General features: G+C 66.9%; 20 protein-coding genes. 5 read left to right on the forward strand and 15 right to left on the reverse strand.

The window, feature by feature from the left end; translation table 11 throughout:
* Positions 1-19 precede the first annotated feature (19 nt).
* The 7 genes from ACZZZN_RS07950 to ACZZZN_RS07980 form a co-directional block, all read right to left on the reverse strand.
* Positions 20-502: a CinA family protein gene (locus ACZZZN_RS07950; protein ID WP_463504623.1), complete on the reverse strand. Its 483-nt coding sequence runs from the start codon at positions 500-502 to the stop codon at positions 20-22.
* Positions 499-1,074, reverse strand: a complete 576-nt coding sequence (pgsA, locus tag ACZZZN_RS07955) for a CDP-diacylglycerol--glycerol-3-phosphate 3-phosphatidyltransferase (protein WP_463504624.1) — start codon at positions 1,072-1,074, stop codon at positions 499-501. The genes ACZZZN_RS07950 and pgsA overlap by 4 nt, the downstream gene beginning before the upstream one ends.
* Positions 1,074-3,797: an FtsK/SpoIIIE family DNA translocase gene (locus ACZZZN_RS07960; RefSeq protein WP_463504625.1), complete on the reverse strand. Its 2,724-nt coding sequence runs from the start codon at positions 3,795-3,797 to the stop codon at positions 1,074-1,076. Before ACZZZN_RS07960 ends, pgsA begins: the two co-directional genes overlap by 1 nt.
* A gap of 82 nt (positions 3,798-3,879) precedes the next feature.
* On the reverse strand, positions 3,880-4,374 hold the full coding sequence (locus ACZZZN_RS07965; RefSeq protein WP_463504626.1) for an N-acetyltransferase family protein: 495 nt from the start codon (positions 4,372-4,374) through the stop codon (positions 3,880-3,882).
* Between the two features lie 67 nt (positions 4,375-4,441).
* Positions 4,442-6,118, reverse strand: coding sequence for a ribonuclease J (locus tag ACZZZN_RS07970; RefSeq protein ID WP_463504627.1), 1,677 nt, complete (start codon positions 6,116-6,118; stop codon positions 4,442-4,444).
* Between the two features lie 68 nt (positions 6,119-6,186).
* Complete coding sequence (dapA, locus tag ACZZZN_RS07975; protein WP_056308113.1) at positions 6,187-7,164, reverse strand: 4-hydroxy-tetrahydrodipicolinate synthase; 978 nt, start codon at positions 7,162-7,164, stop codon at positions 6,187-6,189.
* A gap of 29 nt (positions 7,165-7,193) precedes the next feature.
* Positions 7,194-7,385: an EF-Tu/IF-2/RF-3 family GTPase gene (locus tag ACZZZN_RS07980; RefSeq protein ID WP_463504628.1), complete on the reverse strand. Its 192-nt coding sequence runs from the start codon at positions 7,383-7,385 to the stop codon at positions 7,194-7,196.
* Between the two features lie 18 nt (positions 7,386-7,403).
* Between ACZZZN_RS07980 and ACZZZN_RS07985 the strand changes: the two genes are divergently transcribed.
* Positions 7,404-7,580, forward strand: a complete 177-nt coding sequence (locus ACZZZN_RS07985) for a hypothetical protein (protein ID WP_463504629.1) — start codon at positions 7,404-7,406, stop codon at positions 7,578-7,580.
* A gap of 95 nt (positions 7,581-7,675) precedes the next feature.
* Positions 7,676-8,215: an NUDIX domain-containing protein gene (locus tag ACZZZN_RS07990; protein WP_463504630.1), complete on the forward strand. Its 540-nt coding sequence runs from the start codon at positions 7,676-7,678 to the stop codon at positions 8,213-8,215.
* A 37-nt stretch (positions 8,216-8,252) separates the two neighbouring features.
* On the opposite strand, the gene ACZZZN_RS07995 is transcribed toward ACZZZN_RS07990, so the two are convergent.
* Genes ACZZZN_RS07995 through ACZZZN_RS08005 form a run of 3 tightly spaced genes read right to left on the reverse strand, consistent with a single transcriptional unit; the run spans position 8,253 to position 10,296 of the window.
* A complete protein-coding gene (locus tag ACZZZN_RS07995; RefSeq protein ID WP_463504631.1) occupies positions 8,253-9,014 on the reverse strand; it encodes an SDR family NAD(P)-dependent oxidoreductase in 762 nt (253 codons plus the stop codon).
* Positions 9,014-9,490: a dihydrofolate reductase gene (locus ACZZZN_RS08000; RefSeq protein WP_463504632.1), complete on the reverse strand. Its 477-nt coding sequence runs from the start codon at positions 9,488-9,490 to the stop codon at positions 9,014-9,016. The genes ACZZZN_RS07995 and ACZZZN_RS08000 overlap by 1 nt, the downstream gene beginning before the upstream one ends.
* Positions 9,487-10,296: a thymidylate synthase gene (locus ACZZZN_RS08005; protein ID WP_463504633.1), complete on the reverse strand. Its 810-nt coding sequence runs from the start codon at positions 10,294-10,296 to the stop codon at positions 9,487-9,489. The genes ACZZZN_RS08000 and ACZZZN_RS08005 overlap by 4 nt, the downstream gene beginning before the upstream one ends.
* 96 nt (positions 10,297-10,392) lie before the next feature.
* On the opposite strand from ACZZZN_RS08005, the gene ACZZZN_RS08010 reads away from it, so the two are divergent.
* From ACZZZN_RS08010 to ACZZZN_RS08020, 3 genes are all read left to right on the forward strand, one after another.
* Entirely contained in the window at positions 10,393-10,806 is a 414-nt protein-coding gene (locus tag ACZZZN_RS08010) for a thioredoxin family protein (RefSeq protein ID WP_463504634.1), read from the forward strand.
* Positions 10,807-10,828: 22 nt separating this feature from the next.
* Positions 10,829-11,395, forward strand: coding sequence for a DUF4395 domain-containing protein (locus tag ACZZZN_RS08015; protein ID WP_463504635.1), 567 nt, complete (start codon positions 10,829-10,831; stop codon positions 11,393-11,395).
* Between the two features lie 83 nt (positions 11,396-11,478).
* Positions 11,479-11,904: an OsmC family peroxiredoxin gene (locus tag ACZZZN_RS08020; protein WP_463504636.1), complete on the forward strand. Its 426-nt coding sequence runs from the start codon at positions 11,479-11,481 to the stop codon at positions 11,902-11,904.
* Positions 11,905-11,910: 6 nt separating this feature from the next.
* On the opposite strand, the gene ACZZZN_RS08025 is transcribed toward ACZZZN_RS08020, so the two are convergent.
* The 5 genes from ACZZZN_RS08025 to ACZZZN_RS08045 form a co-directional block, all read right to left on the reverse strand.
* Positions 11,911-12,345 (reverse strand): hypothetical protein, encoded by a 435-nt coding sequence (locus ACZZZN_RS08025; RefSeq protein WP_463504637.1) that lies wholly within the window; start codon positions 12,343-12,345, stop codon positions 11,911-11,913.
* Positions 12,345-13,085, reverse strand: coding sequence for a 4-hydroxy-tetrahydrodipicolinate reductase (gene dapB, locus ACZZZN_RS08030; RefSeq protein WP_463504638.1), 741 nt, complete (start codon positions 13,083-13,085; stop codon positions 12,345-12,347). The genes ACZZZN_RS08025 and dapB overlap by 1 nt, the downstream gene beginning before the upstream one ends.
* A gap of 86 nt (positions 13,086-13,171) precedes the next feature.
* Positions 13,172-13,774 (reverse strand): histidine phosphatase family protein, encoded by a 603-nt coding sequence (locus ACZZZN_RS08035; protein WP_463504639.1) that lies wholly within the window; start codon positions 13,772-13,774, stop codon positions 13,172-13,174.
* Positions 13,775-13,853: 79 nt separating this feature from the next.
* A complete protein-coding gene (locus tag ACZZZN_RS08040; RefSeq protein WP_463504640.1) occupies positions 13,854-14,882 on the reverse strand; it encodes an aldo/keto reductase in 1,029 nt (342 codons plus the stop codon).
* A 215-nt stretch (positions 14,883-15,097) separates the two neighbouring features.
* Positions 15,098-17,368, reverse strand: a complete 2,271-nt coding sequence (locus tag ACZZZN_RS08045; RefSeq protein ID WP_463504641.1) for a polyribonucleotide nucleotidyltransferase — start codon at positions 17,366-17,368, stop codon at positions 15,098-15,100.
* Positions 17,369-17,582: the final 214 nt, after the last annotated feature.

The following is a 17,582-nucleotide window of genomic DNA, read 5'->3' on the forward strand; positions in this document are numbered from 1 at the left end:
AACGGAACTCATGGCCCGACTATTCCCTGACGACTCGAATGAGCAGAGCGAGCGCTGCGTCGGCGGCCTGTGCGCGGATCGCTGCACGATCGCCGGGGAACGTGTGGGGCTCGGTCACGGATGCGGTCGGCGTCACGACGGCGATGTGCACCGTGCCGACCGGCTGACCGTCGGGCGACTCCGGTCCGGCGATCCCGGTCGTCGCTACCCCGACGTCTGCGGGACGCCCGTCGACGCTCACCGCGCGCCGAACACCGTCGGCCATCTGTCGGGCGACCTCAGGGTGCACCGGACCATACGCGGACAGGAGGTCGGCATCGACCCCGAGCAGACTGCCCTTCACGGGGGTCGCGTAGGCCACCACCGCACCCAGCAACACCGCAGACGCCCCGGGGACGGAGACTATCTCGGCCGCGACGGCACCGCCCGTCAGGGATTCCGCCACACCGAGCGTCCATCCGCGCGCGATCAACCCACCGAGAGCCTCCGAGGCGGCGGTCACGACGGCTGCCGAGACCCTCGCACCTGCGCGACGATGTAGTCGATCCCGCTCGCGACCGTCAGGATCAGCACGACGATCATCAGGAGCGTCGTCACGATGATCCAGGGCTCGAGACCGATGAGAACATGCAGTGGGAGAAGTGCCCAGGAGAGTGCGACTCCCTGCACCGCCGTCTTCACCTTTCCCATCCAGGCTGCCGCGACGACGTGTTCCTTCGCCACCATGAGGCGATGGACGGTGATGCCGACCTCGCGGACGAGGATCACGATGACCAGCCACCAGTTCAGTTCGCCCAGCACCGCGAGACCCACGAATCCCGCGCCGGTGAGCAACTTGTCAGCGATCGGATCCCAGAGTTTGCCGAAGTCGCTGACGATGTCGTATCTGCGAGCGAGGTAGCCGTCGACCCAGTCGGTCGAGATGGCGATGATGAAGAGCACCGCCGCGACCCACCGCATCACGAGGTCGTCTGCGCCGTAGGTTCCGCCGATGAGGAGCAGGACGAAGAAGATCACCGCGAGCGGGATGCGCGCGACCGTGATCGCGTTGGGGAGCTGCCGGGGAATCGCCATCAGTCGCGCCCCGTCAATCCCCAGGCGTCTTCGTCGCCGTCTCCGTCGGCCTCGACCACCGGCAGCCCCTGGAACTGTGCTTCGACCGGATCGTGCGGTGTGCCCGCAGCAGTGGCCGATTGAGCGGCTTCCGCAGCCGGCTTCGCCGGAGCATCATCTCCGCGGAGCTTCGCCATCACCTGTGGGAGCTGCTCGACGGTCGCCAGCACGTCGCGCGCCTTCGATCCCTCGGAGGGACCGACGATCTCGCGCGACTCGAGGAGATCCATCAGGCGCCCCGCCTTCGCGAAGCCGACACGCAACTTGCGCTGGAGCATCGAGGTGGAGCCGAACTGCGACGAGATGATGAGCTCGGCGGCAGCGAGCAGAAGCTCCAGGTCATCGCCGATGTCTTCGTCGACTTCCTTCTTCTTGGCCGGCTCCATAGCCTCGGCCACGTCGGACCGGTAATCAGGACGCGCCTGACGCGTGACGTGCTTGACGACCGCGTCGATCTCCTTCTCATCGACCCATGCGCCCTGCAGACGGAAGGGCTTCGACGAGCCCATGGGAGAGAACAGCGCGTCTCCCTGGCCGATGAGCTTGTCGGCACCGGGACTGTCGAGGATCACTCGGCTGTCGGTGACGCTGGTCACAGCGAAAGCGAGGCGAGAGGGAACGTTGGCCTTGATGAGGCCGGTGACGACGTCGACGCTGGGTCGTTGAGTCGCGAGAACCAGGTGGATCCCGGACGCTCGGGCGAGCTGGGTGATGCGGACGATCGAGTCCTCGACATCGCGAGGGGCGACCATCATCAGGTCGGCGAGCTCGTCGACGACGACGAGCAGATACGGGTACGGCTTGAGCACTCGCTCGCTCCCGACCGGAACCTCGACCTCCCCCGCACGCACAGCGCGGTTGAAGTCGTCGATGTGACGGAAGCCGAAGGACGCGAGGTCGTCGTACCGCATGTCCATCTCCTTCACGACCCATTGCAGCGCCTCGGCGGCCTTCTTGGGGTTCGTGATGATGGGGGTGATCAGGTGCGGGACTCCGGCGTAGCTGGTGAGCTCCACGCGCTTCGGGTCGATGAGCACCATCCGGACATCGGTCGGACGGGCGCGCATCAGGAGGCTGGTGATCATCGAGTTGACGAAGCTCGACTTTCCGGATCCGGTGGATCCGGCGACCAGGAGGTGGGGCATCTTCGCGAGGTTGGCCGTCACGAAGTTACCGCCGACGTCCTTCCCGACGCCGATCGTCAGCGGGTGCGTGTTCTTCAGTGCCGCCTGCGAGCGAAGCACATCTCCGAGCGCCACCGTCTCACGATCGGTGTTCGGGATCTCGATGCCGATCGCGCTCTTGCCGGGGATCGGCGAGAGGATGCGCACGTCGTTCGAGGCGACGGCATACGCGAAGTTGTTGCTGAGCTGGAGGATCTTCTCGACCTTGACGCCGTGACCCACCTCGACCTCGTACTGCGTGACCGTCGGCCCGCGAGAGAAACCCGTGACCTTGGCGTCGACGTTGAACTGCGACAGCACACTCGTGATCTGCTCGACGATCCGATCGTTGGCCTCTGATCGGGCAACGGACGGTGGCCCCTCGGCGAGAACGCCAGGAGAGGGAAGGATATAGGGCGCGACCGGCGCCTGCGGGCCGCGCTCCCCCGGCCCGTCGGTACCGAACCCGTCGAGCCCCGGCAGCTCGGGCATCTCACCGGTGTCCGACTCGTCGTCCAACAGCGCCGTGGACTGCTGCTCCGCCAGCGCATCGGTCACTGAGCGCACATCGGACAGCACCTCGGTGGCGGCGTCGGAGCCCACCGCCGGGTTCACGACCGTGACCGCCTGGTCGTAGGCAGGGGTCGCGTCGGTCGTGGTGAGGAGCGCGGTGATGTCGTCGGAGCCGAGGGTGCCCTCGTCGGGATCCTCTTCACGACCCGTTCTGTTGCGTCGCCACCACGGCAGCACATCGGGATCGTCGACCTTGTCGGACTCATCGATGGCCGCGGCGTCCTTCGCGGGCTTCTCGACCCGCTCGGCGTCGAACATCCACGTGTAGAGGTCGCCGAGTCGCTGCCCGATGCGGTTCGGCGGAGTCTTCGTGAGGATCAGCAGACTGAGGACCGCCAGCAGCGAGAGCACGATATACGCCGGAATCGTGGTCAGATAGCTCAACGGCTGGCCGATGATCCACCCGAACAGTCCGCCGGCGGCGCTCAATGCGACCATGCCCTCCTGCGGCTGTGGCAGGCCCCCGGCGATGTGGCAGAACCCGGCGAGTGTGACCATGAGCAGACCGAAGCCGATGCCGATCCGGCCGTTGTCGTGCACGGACGACGGGTGCCGGAACAGCCACCCCGCGAGGAAGAGCAGCAGCACGGGGAAGATGAACGCCATACGACCGATGAGAAGCCCCACCGAGTATGCGCTGATGTTGGTGGCCACCTCATTGCCGATGAAGAACCACTCGTTGACGGCACCGGCGACCGCGAGCATGACGAGAAGCAACGGGAATCCGTCGCGACGGTCGTCTTTCTCGAGGGTCTCCGGGCCGAAGGCACGGAACAGGCCGCCCACGCCGTGGGCGAGACCGGTCCATGCACGCACCGCCACCGGGGGCCGGTCGAGTTCGTCGATGTACTTCTTCGGCGCAGCCTGGGTCTTCGGAGCAGCCTGCCTCTTCGGGCGAGGCGTGGCGCTCTCGGACGCGCGCGCTGACTTCGTGGAACTCCTGGCCATGCTCTCACGTTACGGCCAGCCGCCGACAAAGCCCCGCAATGACGCGGCATTCCGGACTCTTCGCCAGGACCGACGTCGCCGCTCAGGACATCCGGTGGACCATGGTGTCGCGGACCTCCCCGATGTCCGTGACCACGAACCCCTCCGACCGGTAGAGCGTCCGCGCGAAGTTGTCGTGTTCGACGCTCAGGCTGATGCGCGGATGCCCCTGCTCTCCCGCGTGGACCACGAGCCTGCGGAGCAGGGTGCGACCGACACCGTGCGCACGCCAGATCGGCTGCACGCCGATGATGAGCTCCGGCACCGCCGTACCGACGAAACCGAACCCCGGGTCGTCTTGGGACAGCATCCGGTACCAGGCGGCCCCGATCGGCCTGTCATCGGAGTCGACGGCGACGAAGCCCGCATCCGCGGGGCGCATCCACCCGGTGATGTACCGGAGATGCTCGGTCGTCGTGAGGATCTCGTGACGAGCCCTCGCTCCGCCCGAACGCCAGTTCGCCGCCTCGACGACCATGTCGCCGAGGAAGCTCCCGTCGGCCTGGGCGGCGGGCCTGATCGAGTAGGCGTCGGACATGTCCAGAGCCTACGCTGCGCGAGTTACAGCCGGGTGTCGCCCGACTGTGAACGCGCGACCACCGTGCTCACGCCTCGATGACGAGCGGGACGATCATCGGACGACGGCGGAGCTTCTGGTTCACCCAGCGTCCGATCGTCCGGCGGATGACCTGCGAGAGCGCGTGAGTGTCCCGCACACCGTTGCCCGAGGCCTCCTTGAGCGCGGCGATGATCTTCGGCGTGACGTCGTCGAAGACGGAATCGTCTTCAGCGATGCCCCGTGCGTGGATCTCGGGCCCCGAGATGATGCGGCCGGTCTGAGCATCGACCACGACGATCACCGAGACGAAGCCCTCTTCGGCGAGGATACGGCGATCCTTGAGATCGGCGTCGGTGATGGCTCCGACAGTCGAGCCGTCGACGTAGACGAACCCGAGGTCGAGTTGGCCGACCACACGGGCGTCTCCGTTCTTGAGGTCGATCACCGTGCCGTTCGACGCGATGATCGTGCGCTCGGCCTCGACTCCGGTGTCCTGAGCCAGCTTCGCGTTGGCGATCAGGTGGCGGTACTCACCGTGGACAGGGAGGACGTTCTTCGGCTTGAGGATGTTGTAGCAGTAGATCAGCTCGCCGGCGGCGGCGTGCCCCGAGACGTGCACCTTCGCGTTCGCCTTGTGCACGACGTTCGCGCCGAGCTTGGTCAGGCCGTCGATCACGCGGTAGACGGCGTTCTCGTTGCCGGGGATCAGGCTCGACGCCAGGATCACCGTGTCGCCGGGACCGGGCTCGATCGCGTGGTCGAGGTTCGCCATGCGGCTGAGCACGGCCATCGGCTCACCCTGCGAGCCCGTGGACATGTAGACGATCTTGTCGTCGGGAAGGTCGCGCGCCTTCTTGTAGTCGATGAGGAGACCGGCCGGAACCTTCAGGTACCCGAGGTCCTCGGCGATCGTCATGTTGCGCAGCATGCTCCGCCCGAGCAGCGCGACACGGCGCCCGTGCGCGTGGGCTGCGTCGAGGACCTGCTGCACTCGGTGCACGTGGCTGGAGAAGCTCGCGACGATCACGCGGCGCGGAGCCTTGCCGATCACCTGGTCGAGCACCGGTCCGATCGAGCGCTCGGTGGGCGTGAAGCCGGGCACGTCGGCGTTGGTGGAGTCGACGAGGAACAGGTCGACACCCTCTTCACCGAGACGTGCGAACGCACGGAGGTCGGTGATGCGTCCGTCGAGCGGAAGCTGGTCCATCTTGAAGTCACCGGTTGCCAGCACGAGGCCTGCGGGCGTGCGGATCGCGACAGCGAGAGCATCCGGAATCGAGTGGTTGACCGCGACGAACTCGAGGTCGAAGGGCCCGACCTGCTCGCGCTGTCCTTCCTTCACCGTGAGAGTGAAGGGCTTGATCCGATGCTCCTTGAGCTTGGCCTCGACGAGTGCGAGCGTGAGGCCCGAGCCGATCACGGGGATGTCACTCTTCAGCCGCAGGAGATACGGGACCGCTCCGATGTGGTCTTCGTGGCCGTGTGTGAGGACCACGCCGACGATGTCGTCGAGACGTCCCTTGATCGGCTCGAAGTCGGGCAGGATCAGGTCGACGCCAGGCTGGTGCTCCTCGGGGAAGAGCACGCCGCAGTCGACGATGAGGATCTTGCCGTCGAACTCGAAGATCGTCATGTTGCGGCCGATCTCGCCGAGCCCGCCGAGCGGAGTGACCCGCAGCGTTCCGTCGTCGAGGGCTGCGGGTTCTGCGAGCGGGATGGACATCGTGTCTCCTCAGTCGGACACTTCGCGTGTCCGTTCGTTCGTTGTGGCGCGGCTCACCGCGCCCGGTGTCAGCGGGTAGTGCCGTGCACCTTCGGCAGGGCGCCGCCTGCGGCCGCATTGCGGTCGGGGCGGAAGTTGGAGAAGTCGGCGCCCGGGACGTCCTTCACGAGATCGAGCTCGTCCTCGATGAGGGCGGCCTCCCACTCTTCGGGTCCGACCAGCGGCAGACGCACACGCGGACTCGAGATGCGGCCGAGTCCGTGCAGGATGTACTTCGCCGCGACGGTGCCGGGCACGTGCGTCATCACGGCGCGCACCAGCGGCTCGAGCCGCTTGTGCTCTGCGGTCGCGGTGGTGAGGTCGCCGCGGTTCACCGCGTCGATGATCGTGCGATACGGAGTCGCAGCGATGTTCGCGGTCACGCCGATCAGACCGGTCGCGCCGATCGCGAGGTGCGGGAGCACATTCGCGTCGTCGCCGGAGAAGTACATGAGGTCTGTCTGATTGAGCACGCGGCTCACCTCGGAGAAGTCGCCCTTGGCGTCCTTCACAGCGAGGATGTTCGGGTGCTTCGCGAGCCGCAGGATCGTCTCGTACTTGATCGGCACGCCCGTACGCCCCGGGATGTCGTAGAGGATCACCGGGAGATCGGTGGCATCGGCCACCAGACGGAAGTGCGTCAGGATGCCGGCCTGCGTGGGCTTGTTGTAATACGGCGTGACGATCATGATGCCGTCGGCGCCGGCCTTCTCGCTGGCCTTGTACAGCTCGATCGCGTGCGCGGTCTCGTTGGACCCGCCACCCGTGATGATCTTGGCGCGGCCGGCAGAGACAGACTTGCCGATCTCGACGAGCTTGAGCTTCTCGGGGTCCGTCAGGGTGGAGGTCTCGCCGGTCGTTCCCGTCACGACGATTCCGTCAGCACCGGCGGTGATGACATCATCGATGTGCTTCTCGACGGCGGGCCAATCGACTTCACCGTCGGCTGTCATCGGAGTGACGAGCGCGACGAGAACCTGTCCGAAAGGGTTGCCCGAGTGCGTCATGCCCTCCAGCGTATCGGTTCGCGTGCCGCTCACGCGGACGTGACCGGGCGGATCAGATCACCGCGGGCGATGTCAGCCCTCTCCCGGAGCACCAGACCGGCGAAATCCCCCACAGCGACCTCGTTCACGTGCTTGCGGAACATCTCGATGCCGGTGATGCGCGTTCGCGCCTGCACAGCACCGTCACGCAGTACGAGGATGTCGTCATCCACCCGGAGCACCCCGTCCTCACTGTGCCGGTGGCGACCGTCCCCCGCCCGGTGATCGTGAACACGTCCTCGACCGAGAACTCGGCCGAGTTCGAGGGCGCCGACAGCGGTGCCGACGCCGGCGCGACGATCCTGTCCCCCGATGCCGCACCATCCGCGGTGCCTACGGTGATCGCAGCGAGGCGTGCCGCTTCTGCCTCGTTGTAGCGGCGGAGCACCTCGTTGGCGTCTTCGGAGTCTCGTCTCCTGCCGAACAGCCATCCCATGCAGTCGATCCTACGGATCCGCATAGGGTCGATTCCATGGCATGGGTCACACACGAGTCGTCGACGAAGTACGAGAACCGGTGGATCGAGGTGCGGGAGGACCAGGTCACCGGCCCCGGGGGCGACGGGATATACGGCGTGGTGACCATGCGGCATCCGGCGGTCTTCGTCGTCGCGCTGGATGACGAAGACCGCGTCTGCCTCGTCACGCTCGAGCGCTACACGACCGGCGTCTCGATCGAGGTGCCTGCTGGCGGGAGCGACGGCGAGGACCCACTCGTCGCGGCTCAGCGCGAGCTGCTCGAGGAGACGGGGTTCGTCGCCGAGCACTGGACGCCGCTCGGAACCATGAACGCTCTGAACGGCATCGCCCACGCGCCCGAGCACGTGTTCCTCGCCCGCGGTCTGACACCGGCCGACGACTCGGCGCACACTCAAGCGGAGGAGGGCATCGACGCCGTCACCTGGGTGCCGTTCTCCGAGGCTCTGGGCATGATCGCCGACGGCCGGATCACCGATGGGGAGACAGTGGCAGCGATCGCCTACGCAGGCATCCGTCTGGGCAGATTCCGCTGATCCACACGCTGATGGCGGAGGGCCATCGGCGTTCGGGTCAGACGCGACCTCGGCGAGCGACGCCGGACGTCACCGAGCTCGGCAGCAGGCTCGCGATCGCGACGATCGCCTTGTAGCGCAACGACGGGATCGAGACGGCTTTGCCTCGCGCCGCATCGCGGAGCCCTTCGCGGACGACATCACGTGCGTCGAGCCACATGAATGCCGGGACGCCCTCGTGCCCGGGTGCGAGCCCCATCCGCTCGTGGAAGGTAGTGTGCGTGAAGCCGGGGCACACGGCGGTCACGCTGACCCTGTCGGAGGCGTACTCGACGTTGGCCCATCGGCTGAAGCCGATGAGCCAGCTCTTGCAGGCCGAATACGTCGAGCGGGAGATGAATCCGGCGACGGATGCGACATTGATGATGCGGCCACCGCGGCCTCGCATCGACCCGAGCGCCGCATGCATGAGGCGCATCGATGCCTCCACATGGACTCGGAGGTGCCGCACCTCATCGTCGATGTCATTGTCGGCGAACTGCAGCGGCAGCCCGAAGCCTGCGTTGTTGATCAGCAGATCAACCGCGTCTGAGGTGTCACGGAGACGGTCAGCGACCCGGTCCACATCGGCGGCCTCGGAGAGGTCCGCGACGAGGATCTCGACCGCGATGCCGTATTCGCTGCGCAGTTCTGCCGCGATGCTCTCGAGAGCATCCGCCGACCGGGCGACCAGCACGAGGTCGGCGCGCCGACGCGCGAGCTGGCGGGCGAACTCGACGCCGAGTCCGGCGCTGGCTCCTGTGATGAGTGCGGTGGGCATCAGCGCTCGTATCCCAGGAAGCGGTAACGGACGTCGGACCGTGAGGTCTGCCACTCCCCCTCATCGACCAGACGCCATCCGGCCCGCGACGGGGCGTAGGCGTCGCCGGCGATGTCGAGGTCGAGTTCGGTGACCTCGAGCCGATCGGCGTCGGCGATCACGAGTCGGAAGATCTCCGCTCCGCCGATGATCCAGACCTTCTCGTGCCCGCGCACGGCATCGGTCACGGTGGCTGCGCGTCTGACGCCCTCTTCGGCCCAGTCCTGCTGCCGCGTGATGACGATGTTCTCGCGGCCTGGGAGGGGGCGGAACCGCTCAGGCAGGGAGTCCCAGGTCTTGCGACCCATGATCACCGGCGTGCCGAGCGTCTTCTCCTTGAAGTGCGCGAGATCTTCGGGGACGTTCCAGGGCATGCCGCCTTCGGCTCCGATGACGCCGCGCTGCGCTTCGGCCCAGATGAGGCCGACCCAGGTCACACCGCCACCGCCGCCCGGATCGGGGCGTGGTGCTGATAGTCCTCGACGATGAAGTCGTCGTATGCATAGTCGAAGATGGACTCCGGCTTGCGTGCGAAGCGCAGCGACGGGTACGGATACGCATCACGGCTGAGTTGCTCGCGCACCTGATCGAGGTGGTTGTCATAGATGTGGCAGTCGCCACCCGTCCACACGAAGTCGCCCGGCTCGAGCCCGACCTGCTGCGCCACCATGAGCGTCAGCAGAGCGTAGGACGCGATGTTGAACGGGACGCCGAGGAACAGATCTGCGCTGCGCTGGTAGAGCTGGCAGGAGAGCTTTCCGTCTGCGACGTAGAACTGGAAGAGCGCGTGGCAGGGGGCGAGCGCCATGTCGGGGATGTCGGCGGGGTTCCACGCCGACACGATCAGGCGTCGGGAGTCCGGAGCCTTGCGGATCTGATCGATCACGTCGCTGAGCTGGTCGATGCTCTCGCCGTCTGGCGTCGGCCAGGACCGCCACTGCACGCCGTAGACGGGACCGAGATCGCCTGAGGCATCGGCCCACTCGTCCCAGATCGTGACGCCGTTGTCCTGAAGCCACTTGACGTTGGAATCACCCCGGAGGAACCAGAGGAGCTCATAGGCGATCGACTTGAAGTGCACGCGCTTCGTCGTGATCAGCGGGAAGCCCTGCGCGAGGTCGAAGCGGATCTGCCTGCCGAAGACGCTGGTGGTGCCCGTGCCGGTGCGATCCGACTTGTGGGTGCCGGACTCCAGCACGTCTCGGAGCAGGTCTTCGTACGGCGTCGGGACGGCTGCGCTCATGTCTGCCAGACTACCCGCCCGCGGGGACCGAGAGTCTGTTCGTCACGATGCGACATATCGGCCCCGGCGTGTTCGAGCCGCGCATATTCTCTATCCATGTCGCCCGGAATCGCCCTCGCCGTGATCGGAGCGCTCCTCGCGATCGCCGCCGTCGTCGGAATCGTGCTGCGCCTCCTCGACGGACGCCGTCGAGGAGGCGGGCACCTCCTTTTCGATCCCGCCGATGCGCACGCCGATCGGCTGGGCTCGCGTGCCACGCTCGTGCAGTTCAGCACCGAGATGTGCGCGCGCTGCCCTCAGGTGCGCAGAATGCTGACGAGCTACGTCGAAGACGCCGACGGCCTGCATCATCTCGAGGTCGACCTCACGCATCGACCCGATCTCTCGGCGCGGTACAAGGTGCTGCAGACCCCGACGACGTTCGTGGTGGACGGCTCCGGCGCCGTCCGCGCACGATTCCACGGCGTACCGCACCGCCACGCTCTCACCGAAGCACTCTCCGCCGTCTGAGGCGTGAACGACTGGAGCAGAGATGACCACTCCCGCAGGTATCGACCCCCGTGGCCCGCGCTTCGCCGCGACGATCACGGCGGTGCTGCTGCTCGGCGCGACGTTCCTCGGTCTCGTCGGCATCTCGACGGCGCGTGCCTTCGGCTGGTTCGCCTATCAACCGCTCGCGGCGGCGGATTTCGCCTCCGACACGTGGGCGATCGTGGCGGCATCCCCCGCCCAGCGCGCGCTCGATCCCGGCTTCCTCCTCACGACAGTGATCGCCCTGCTCTTCCTCTGGAGCGTGCTCTCCCCGTCGACCGCGCCATGGGGGGTCCTGTTCCGCCGGTTCGTGCGCCCGCGGCTCGCACCGCCCACCGAACTGGAGGACCCTCGCCCTCCGCGCTTCGCGCAGGGCGTAGGCCTCTTCGTCGTCACGATCGGACTCGTCCTGCACCTGATCGGCGCGCCGTGGGCGCTGCCGATCGCGACGGCCGCCGCATTCATCGCCGCCTTCCTCAACGCCGCGTTCTCCTTCTGCCTCGGCTGCCAGATCTACCTGCTGCTGCAGCGTGCCGGCGTCCTCGGTCGCACGGCTTCCGCGGCCTGAACGCGGTTCCGCCCGACGCACCCGGTCGATAGGCTGGGCCGATACGCGAGCGCACATCCCGCGGCGCGAGAACCGGAGGAATCATGCCCGTCACCAGCGAAGCCACCACCACCTGGACCGGATCCCTCGCGGAAGGCTCGGGCACCGTCGCCTTCTCCTCATCGAAGCTCGGCACCTTCCCGATCAACTGGAAGGCCCGCAGCGAAGGCAGCGACACCACCACCACGCCGGAGGAACTCATCGCCGCGGCTCACGCTTCGTGCTTCAGCATGGCCCTCTCGCACGCTCTCTCCGAGAACGGCACCCCGCCGGAGCGCGTCAACACCAGCGCATCGGTCACCTTCAAGCCGGGCGTGGGAATCACCGGGAGCCACCTCAACGTCAACGCCGTCGTGCCGGGACTCAGCCCTGAGGCGTTCCAGACGATCGCGGCCGAGGCCAAGGTCGGCTGCCCCGTCTCTCAGGCTCTCGCCGGCATCGAGATCACGCTCGAGGCCACACTCGCCTGAATCGGGTCAGCCCCGAGCGATGCGGATCGCCGCGCGGATGCTGGCGCGGGCGTCCTTGCGGCGCCCCGCCGCATCCTGCACGACGCCCAGGCGATAGCGCGCCCGCCAGTCCCCCGGCGCCGCATCAGCGTCTGCGATGTACCGCTGGATCATCGGATCGGCATCCGCACGGGCGATCCGCCCGCTGGGGGTGAGTTCGGTCTCCGCTTCGGGCATGCCGCCCTCGGCATCCAACTCGCGCCCCAGCCGATCGGCCGCGAAGCCGAACTGCATCTCACGAACGAGAGCCCAGGCGCCGATCGGCGCGAGCACGATGAGTGCGATCCCCATTCCTATCGACACGGGCGTCCCGACCGCGAAGAACATCACGGCCAGCCACACGCACACTGCCAGGTACACGAGCAATGCGCCCGCCATGAGCGCGACGCCGATCCTCGACATCACGGGCGGATACCGAGGTCGATCATGTTCTCCAAGCCGACGACGACTCCCGCCGCAGTGGCCGCGAAGGGAACAGCGATCCGAATGCCGGGCGCGTAGGCGAGAGCGGGCTCGACCGTATCGTGAGTGAACGTCAGCGACTCGCCGGGGCCCGAAAGGATGACTTCCTGCTTGGCGATCACGCCCGGTCGGCGCAAGGAGTGGATGGGCACGCTGCCCACCTGCTGTCCCCGGGCTCGCTGGTCTGCATGCGGGGCACTGACCGGCCCCTGCTCCGCTCTCGCGGCTGCGATCAGCTCTGCGGTCCGCACCGCGGTACCGCTCGGCGAGTCGACCTTCTTCTCATGATGAGCCTCGACGATCTCAGCCGACCCGAAGAACGGTGCCGCGGCCGCCGACAGCACCGAGCCCAGCACTGACCCGAGAGAGAAATTCGGGATGAAGACGATCCCGATCCCGGCTTCTTCTGCCAGCGGACGGACGAGCGCGATGCGCTCGGCCGACCATCCGGAGGTCGCGACGAGAACATTGATGCCTCGCTCGACCGCGGCCCTGACGACGTCGATGCTGACCTGCGGAGTGGTCGCGTCGATCACGAGATCAGCGCCATCCAACTCGGCCAGGTCGCTGCGGGAGGTGAGCACACGGCTCACCTCGAAACCTTCGAGCCCGTCGACCACGGTCCGGATGATCGAGCCGAGTTTTCCGGTGCCGCCGACGAGTGCTACCTGGGTGGTCATGCGCCCAGTCTATTTCGCGAGAGCATGCGCCCTCCGTTCCCTGCGCGGCGCGGCGGATCGCCCCGGCTCGGTCAGCGAGACGGCGCTCAGACCGGCATCTGATCGGGGATTCCGGTGCGCAGCTCGACCGGGAGGTGCCCGGTGTCGTTGTGAGTGAGGAGCGTCCAGGGCCGCCCCTGCTTCTGCGCGATCACGGTGAGCCCGCAATGCGCCTGGTTCAGAGTCATCCAACGCCATTCCGGTGCACCGAGCACCTCACGGACGAACCAGGAGATCACGAAGTTGTGAGTGATGAGAACCTCATGCACGTCGCCCGGCTTGCGCACCAGGAACTCGTTGACAGCGTCGAACATCTGCGCGCGCCCGGCCTCGATCTCGGCATCGGTGATCGAGCCGAAGAACGGCTCGTAGGCCGCGGGCGTCTCGTCTGTCATCCCTGTCGGCACGCAGTCGAACAGCAGCGCGGTCGGCGCAGGATCGACGGACGGCAGGCGCTCGGCGATGGCACGCGCCGTCTCATTGGCGCGAAGCAGGGGGGAATGCCACACCGCATCGAGGGGAAGCCCCGAGAGGCGGTCTGCGATCAACTCGGCCTGGCGCTGGCCCCGCGGCGAGAGCGGGCCATCGGTGAGGCCGTGCTCGGCGTCCTGATGCTCGCCATGCCTGACCAGATATATGTAATGCGTCACTCACTCGCTCGCTTCGTCGACAGCGTCCTCCGGAACCACTCCACCCTATGCCAGGTATGTGACAGCGGTATGTCGACGCTCAGTTGCCCGCCCGAGTGAGGTCGGCGATCTGCACGCGCGACAGCGCGACCCCTGCGCCCTGCATGAGCTCGTCGACGTGATCGGCGGCGAAGGTGTTGACGATCGGGGCGACGACCGTCCGCTGGGCGAGAAGCCATGCGATCGATACCGCGGCGACCGGAACGTCCAGCTCTGCGGCGACCTGATCAAGAGCGCGGAGCACCTTCGTGCCACGCCGGTTGAGGTTTCCACGCAGCTGTTCGCCGCGGACACCGCGCGACGTCAGCGACTTGCTGCGGTGTCGTCCTGACAGGAAGCCGTGCTCGAGAGCATGAGACGGCGTGACCGCGAGGTTCTGAGCGCCCGCGACGAGCCGCAGATCTCCCTCGTACGCCTGTCGTCGGATGAGGTTGTACGGCGAGTCGACGACCTCGACCCGCGGGTATCCGGCGGATGCGAGTATGCGTGCCTCGACAAGGCGCTCGGGCGCGAACCCGTAAGCACCGAGCGCGCCGACCTTGCCCGCCTCCACGAGCCATTCGACAGTCGCCAACGTGTCTTCGAGGTTCGTCGTCGCGTCGAGAGTCGCGTCGAGATAGAGCACATCGATGCTCTCGACGCCGAGGCGGGTCAGCGATCCTTCCACGGCACGCACCAGATTGGTCGACCCCAGTCCGGGATTGTCGGCGTGCGCACCGATGCGCACGCTGAGCAGGGCGTTGTCGCGGAGACCACGAGAGCGCAACCACTGCCCGATGATGTGCTCGCTGCGCCCGCCGGAGAATCCGTCTGCGGTGTGGATGGCGTTGCCGCCGAACTCGATGTAGCGATCGAGTATCCCGTGGCTGGTCTCGAGATCGACGTTCCAGCCGAACTCTGCGGCACCGAGCATCAAGGGGAAGGTGTCGAACCCGGTTTCTCCCAGCGGGACGCGAATGCCCTCGCCGACTCCGGGGCCGACGATCGGAATGGGAGCCGACGGGTGCTCGGCGGGGTGCGTCTGTGCGCGTTCGTGCGGCGTACCTGCTCCTGCACTGAACAACCGCATTTCCTCACCCCCGCGTGGATCGGCGCTAACCGATCTGCGTCACTGCCTGTGATGCACCCCCCGGTGCGTACTTCGAGGGTATTCGAGAACCGCGAACGCGCCGACCAATCCGCGGAACGGCGGGAGAACTTCCAATAACGGTTTGGTCACATCGGATACGACGAAGCCCGGACCGTCCTTGCGGACGGTCCGGGCTCGTGTCGAAGCGTCGGCGATTACTCGGCGGCAGTCTCCTCGGCGGGAGCCGCGTCGGCCGCATCGTCGAGAACAGGCTCGAGCGACAGCTTGCCGCGGTCATCGATCTTCGTGATCTTCACGAGGATCTTCTGACCGACCGACAGCACGTCGTCGACGTTCTCGACCCGCTTGCCACCGGCGAGCTTGCGCACCTCGGTGACGTGGAGCAGACCGTCCTTGCCCGGGAGCAGCGAGACGAATGCACCGAACGTCGCGATCTTCACGACGGTTCCGAGGAACTGCTCGCCCACCTCGGGGTTGGTCGGGTTGGCGATCGCGTTGACCTGAGCGCGGGCGGCCTCGGCCGACGGGCCGTCGGTCGCGCCGATGTAGACGGTGCCGTCCTCCTCGATGGAGATCTGCGCGCCCGTCTCATCCTGGATCGCGTTGATCGTCTTGCCCTTCGGGCCGATCAGCTCACCGATCTTGTCGACCGGGATCTGCACGCTGATGACGCGAGGCGCGGTCGGCGCCATCTCGTCGGGCGCGTCGATCGCGGCGTTCAGGACGTTGAGGATCGTCAGACGAGCGTCGCGGGCCTGCGTGAGCGCCCCTGCGAGCACCGACGTCGGGATGCCGTCGAGCTTCGTGTCGAGCTGGATGGCGGTGATGAACTCACCGGTACCCGCCACCTTGAAGTCCATGTCACCCAGAGCGTCTTCCGCACCGAGGATGTCGGTCAGCGCCGCGTAGCGGGTCTCACCGTCGACCTCGTCGGAGACGAGACCCATGGCGATGCCGGCGACGGGTGCGCGCAGCGGCACGCCCGCGTTCAGCAGCGACAGGGTCGACGCGCAGACAGAACCCATCGAGGTGGAGCCGTTGGAGCTCAGCGCCTCGGAGACCTGACGGATCGCGTACGGGAACTCCTCGCGGCTCGGCAGCACCGGCACGAGTGCGCGCTCGGCGAGGAAGCCGTGCCCGATCTCGCGACGCTTCGGCGAACCGACGCGACCGGTCTCACCGGTCGAGTACGGCGGGAAGTTGTAGTGGTGCATGTAGCGCTTGCTCGTGACGGGAGACAGCGAGTCGATCTGCTGCTCCATCTTGAGCATGTTCAGCGTGGTGACACCCAGGATCTGGGTCTCGCCGCGCTGGAAGATCGCAGAGCCGTGCACGCGCGGGATGACCTGCACCTCGGCGTCGAGCGGACGGATGTCCGCCAGGCCACGACCGTCGATGCGAGCGCCCTCGGTGAGGATGCGGCCGCGGACGATCTTCTTCGTGACGGACTTGTACGCCGCGGAGAACTCGAGCGGAGCAGCGGCCGGGAGCGAGCCCGACTCGGTCGCCTCGATGAGCTGCGCCCTGACGCGGTCCTTGATGGCGTCGTCGGCGGACTGACGCTCGGACTTGTCGGCGATCTGGTAGACACCGACGAGGTCGTCGTAGGAGCGACCGGCGACGAAGTCGTAGACCTCCTGGCTGTATGCCGGGAAGACCGGGTAGACGCCCGGCTCCTTCGACGAGGTGGCTGCGAGCTCTGCCTGAGCCTTGACCAGCTGCGCGATGAACGGCTTCGAGGCCTCGAGGCCCTGCGCGACGATGGACTCGTCAGGCTTCGTGGCTCCCGCCTTGATGAGGTTCCAGCTGCCCTCGGTCGCCTCAGCCTCGACCATCATGATCGCGACGTCTTCGGTGCCGTCGGCCTTGGTGACGACACGACCGGCGACGATCAGGTCGAACACGGCTTCGCTGACCTGCTCGGCGGTCGGGAATGCGACCCACTGGTCGGCGTGCTCACCGTGGCCGGGGACGAACGCGAGGCGCACGCCGGCGACCGGACCAGAGAAGGGCAGGCCGGAGATCTGGGTCGACGCGGAAGCGGCGTTGATGGCCAGAGCGTCGTAGAACTCGCCCGGAGCGATCGACATGACGGTGATGACGACCTGGACCTCGTTGCGGAGGCCGTCGACGAACGACGGGCGCAGCGGACGGTCGATCAGACGGCAGACCAGGATCGCCTCGGTGGAGGGACGACCCTCGCGACGGAAGAACGAGCCGGGGATCTTGCCAGCGGCGTACGAACGCTCTTCGACGTCGACCGTCAGCGGGAAGAAGTCGAAGCCCTCGCGCGGGTGCTTGCCTGCGCTGGTGGCCGAGAGGAGCATGGTTTCGCCGTCGAGGTATGCGGCGACTGCGCCCTGAGCCTGCTGCGCGAGGCGGCCGGTCTCGAAGCGGATGGTGCGAGTGCCGAAGCGGCCGTTGTCGAGAACGGCCTCGGTGGCGGTGATTTCAGGACCTTCCAAGAGGTCTCTCCTTCTTTGTTTAGACTCGCGAGTCCGTGTGACGCGCGAGCGCATTCATGAAGGAGCGGATACGGCCGGATACGGGCGCGCGGGCAATCCCGCGAATCTCACCTGCGCTGGCCACCAGTAGAAAGCCACCCGACGTCGCGCCGAGGAACCCACCACAGGGGACCAGCTCTCCGCCGATCGCTCCATGAGTCGATATGAAGTTGTG

The organism is Microbacterium sp. AC145 (genome assembly GCF_979258505.1).

What these genes read in the sequence shown, in the direction of transcription:
- pgsA (WP_463504624.1), bottom strand. Translation starts at nt 1,074, where the DNA reads ATGGCGATTCCCCGGCAGCTCCCCAACGCGATCACGGTCGCGCGCATC.
- ACZZZN_RS07960 (WP_463504625.1), bottom strand. Translation starts at nt 3,797, where the DNA reads ATGGCCAGGAGTTCCACGAAGTCAGCGCGCGCGTCCGAGAGCGCCACG.
- ACZZZN_RS07965 (WP_463504626.1), bottom strand. Translation starts at nt 4,374, where the DNA reads ATGTCCGACGCCTACTCGATCAGGCCCGCCGCCCAGGCCGACGGGAGC.
- ACZZZN_RS07970 (WP_463504627.1), bottom strand. Translation starts at nt 6,118, where the DNA reads ATGTCCATCCCGCTCGCAGAACCCGCAGCCCTCGACGACGGAACGCTG.
- dapA (WP_056308113.1), bottom strand. Translation starts at nt 7,164, where the DNA reads ATGACGCACTCGGGCAACCCTTTCGGACAGGTTCTCGTCGCGCTCGTC.
- ACZZZN_RS07990 (WP_463504630.1), top strand. Translation starts at nt 7,676, where the DNA reads ATGGCATGGGTCACACACGAGTCGTCGACGAAGTACGAGAACCGGTGG.
- ACZZZN_RS07995 (WP_463504631.1), bottom strand. Translation starts at nt 9,014, where the DNA reads ATGCCCACCGCACTCATCACAGGAGCCAGCGCCGGACTCGGCGTCGAG.
- ACZZZN_RS08005 (WP_463504633.1), bottom strand. Translation starts at nt 10,296, where the DNA reads ATGAGCGCAGCCGTCCCGACGCCGTACGAAGACCTGCTCCGAGACGTG.
- ACZZZN_RS08010 (WP_463504634.1), top strand. Translation starts at nt 10,393, where the DNA reads ATGTCGCCCGGAATCGCCCTCGCCGTGATCGGAGCGCTCCTCGCGATC.
- ACZZZN_RS08015 (WP_463504635.1), top strand. Translation starts at nt 10,829, where the DNA reads ATGACCACTCCCGCAGGTATCGACCCCCGTGGCCCGCGCTTCGCCGCG.
- ACZZZN_RS08020 (WP_463504636.1), top strand. Translation starts at nt 11,479, where the DNA reads ATGCCCGTCACCAGCGAAGCCACCACCACCTGGACCGGATCCCTCGCG.
- ACZZZN_RS08025 (WP_463504637.1), bottom strand. Translation starts at nt 12,345, where the DNA reads ATGTCGAGGATCGGCGTCGCGCTCATGGCGGGCGCATTGCTCGTGTAC.
- dapB (WP_463504638.1), bottom strand. Translation starts at nt 13,085, where the DNA reads ATGACCACCCAGGTAGCACTCGTCGGCGGCACCGGAAAACTCGGCTCG.
- ACZZZN_RS08040 (WP_463504640.1), bottom strand. Translation starts at nt 14,882, where the DNA reads ATGCGGTTGTTCAGTGCAGGAGCAGGTACGCCGCACGAACGCGCACAG.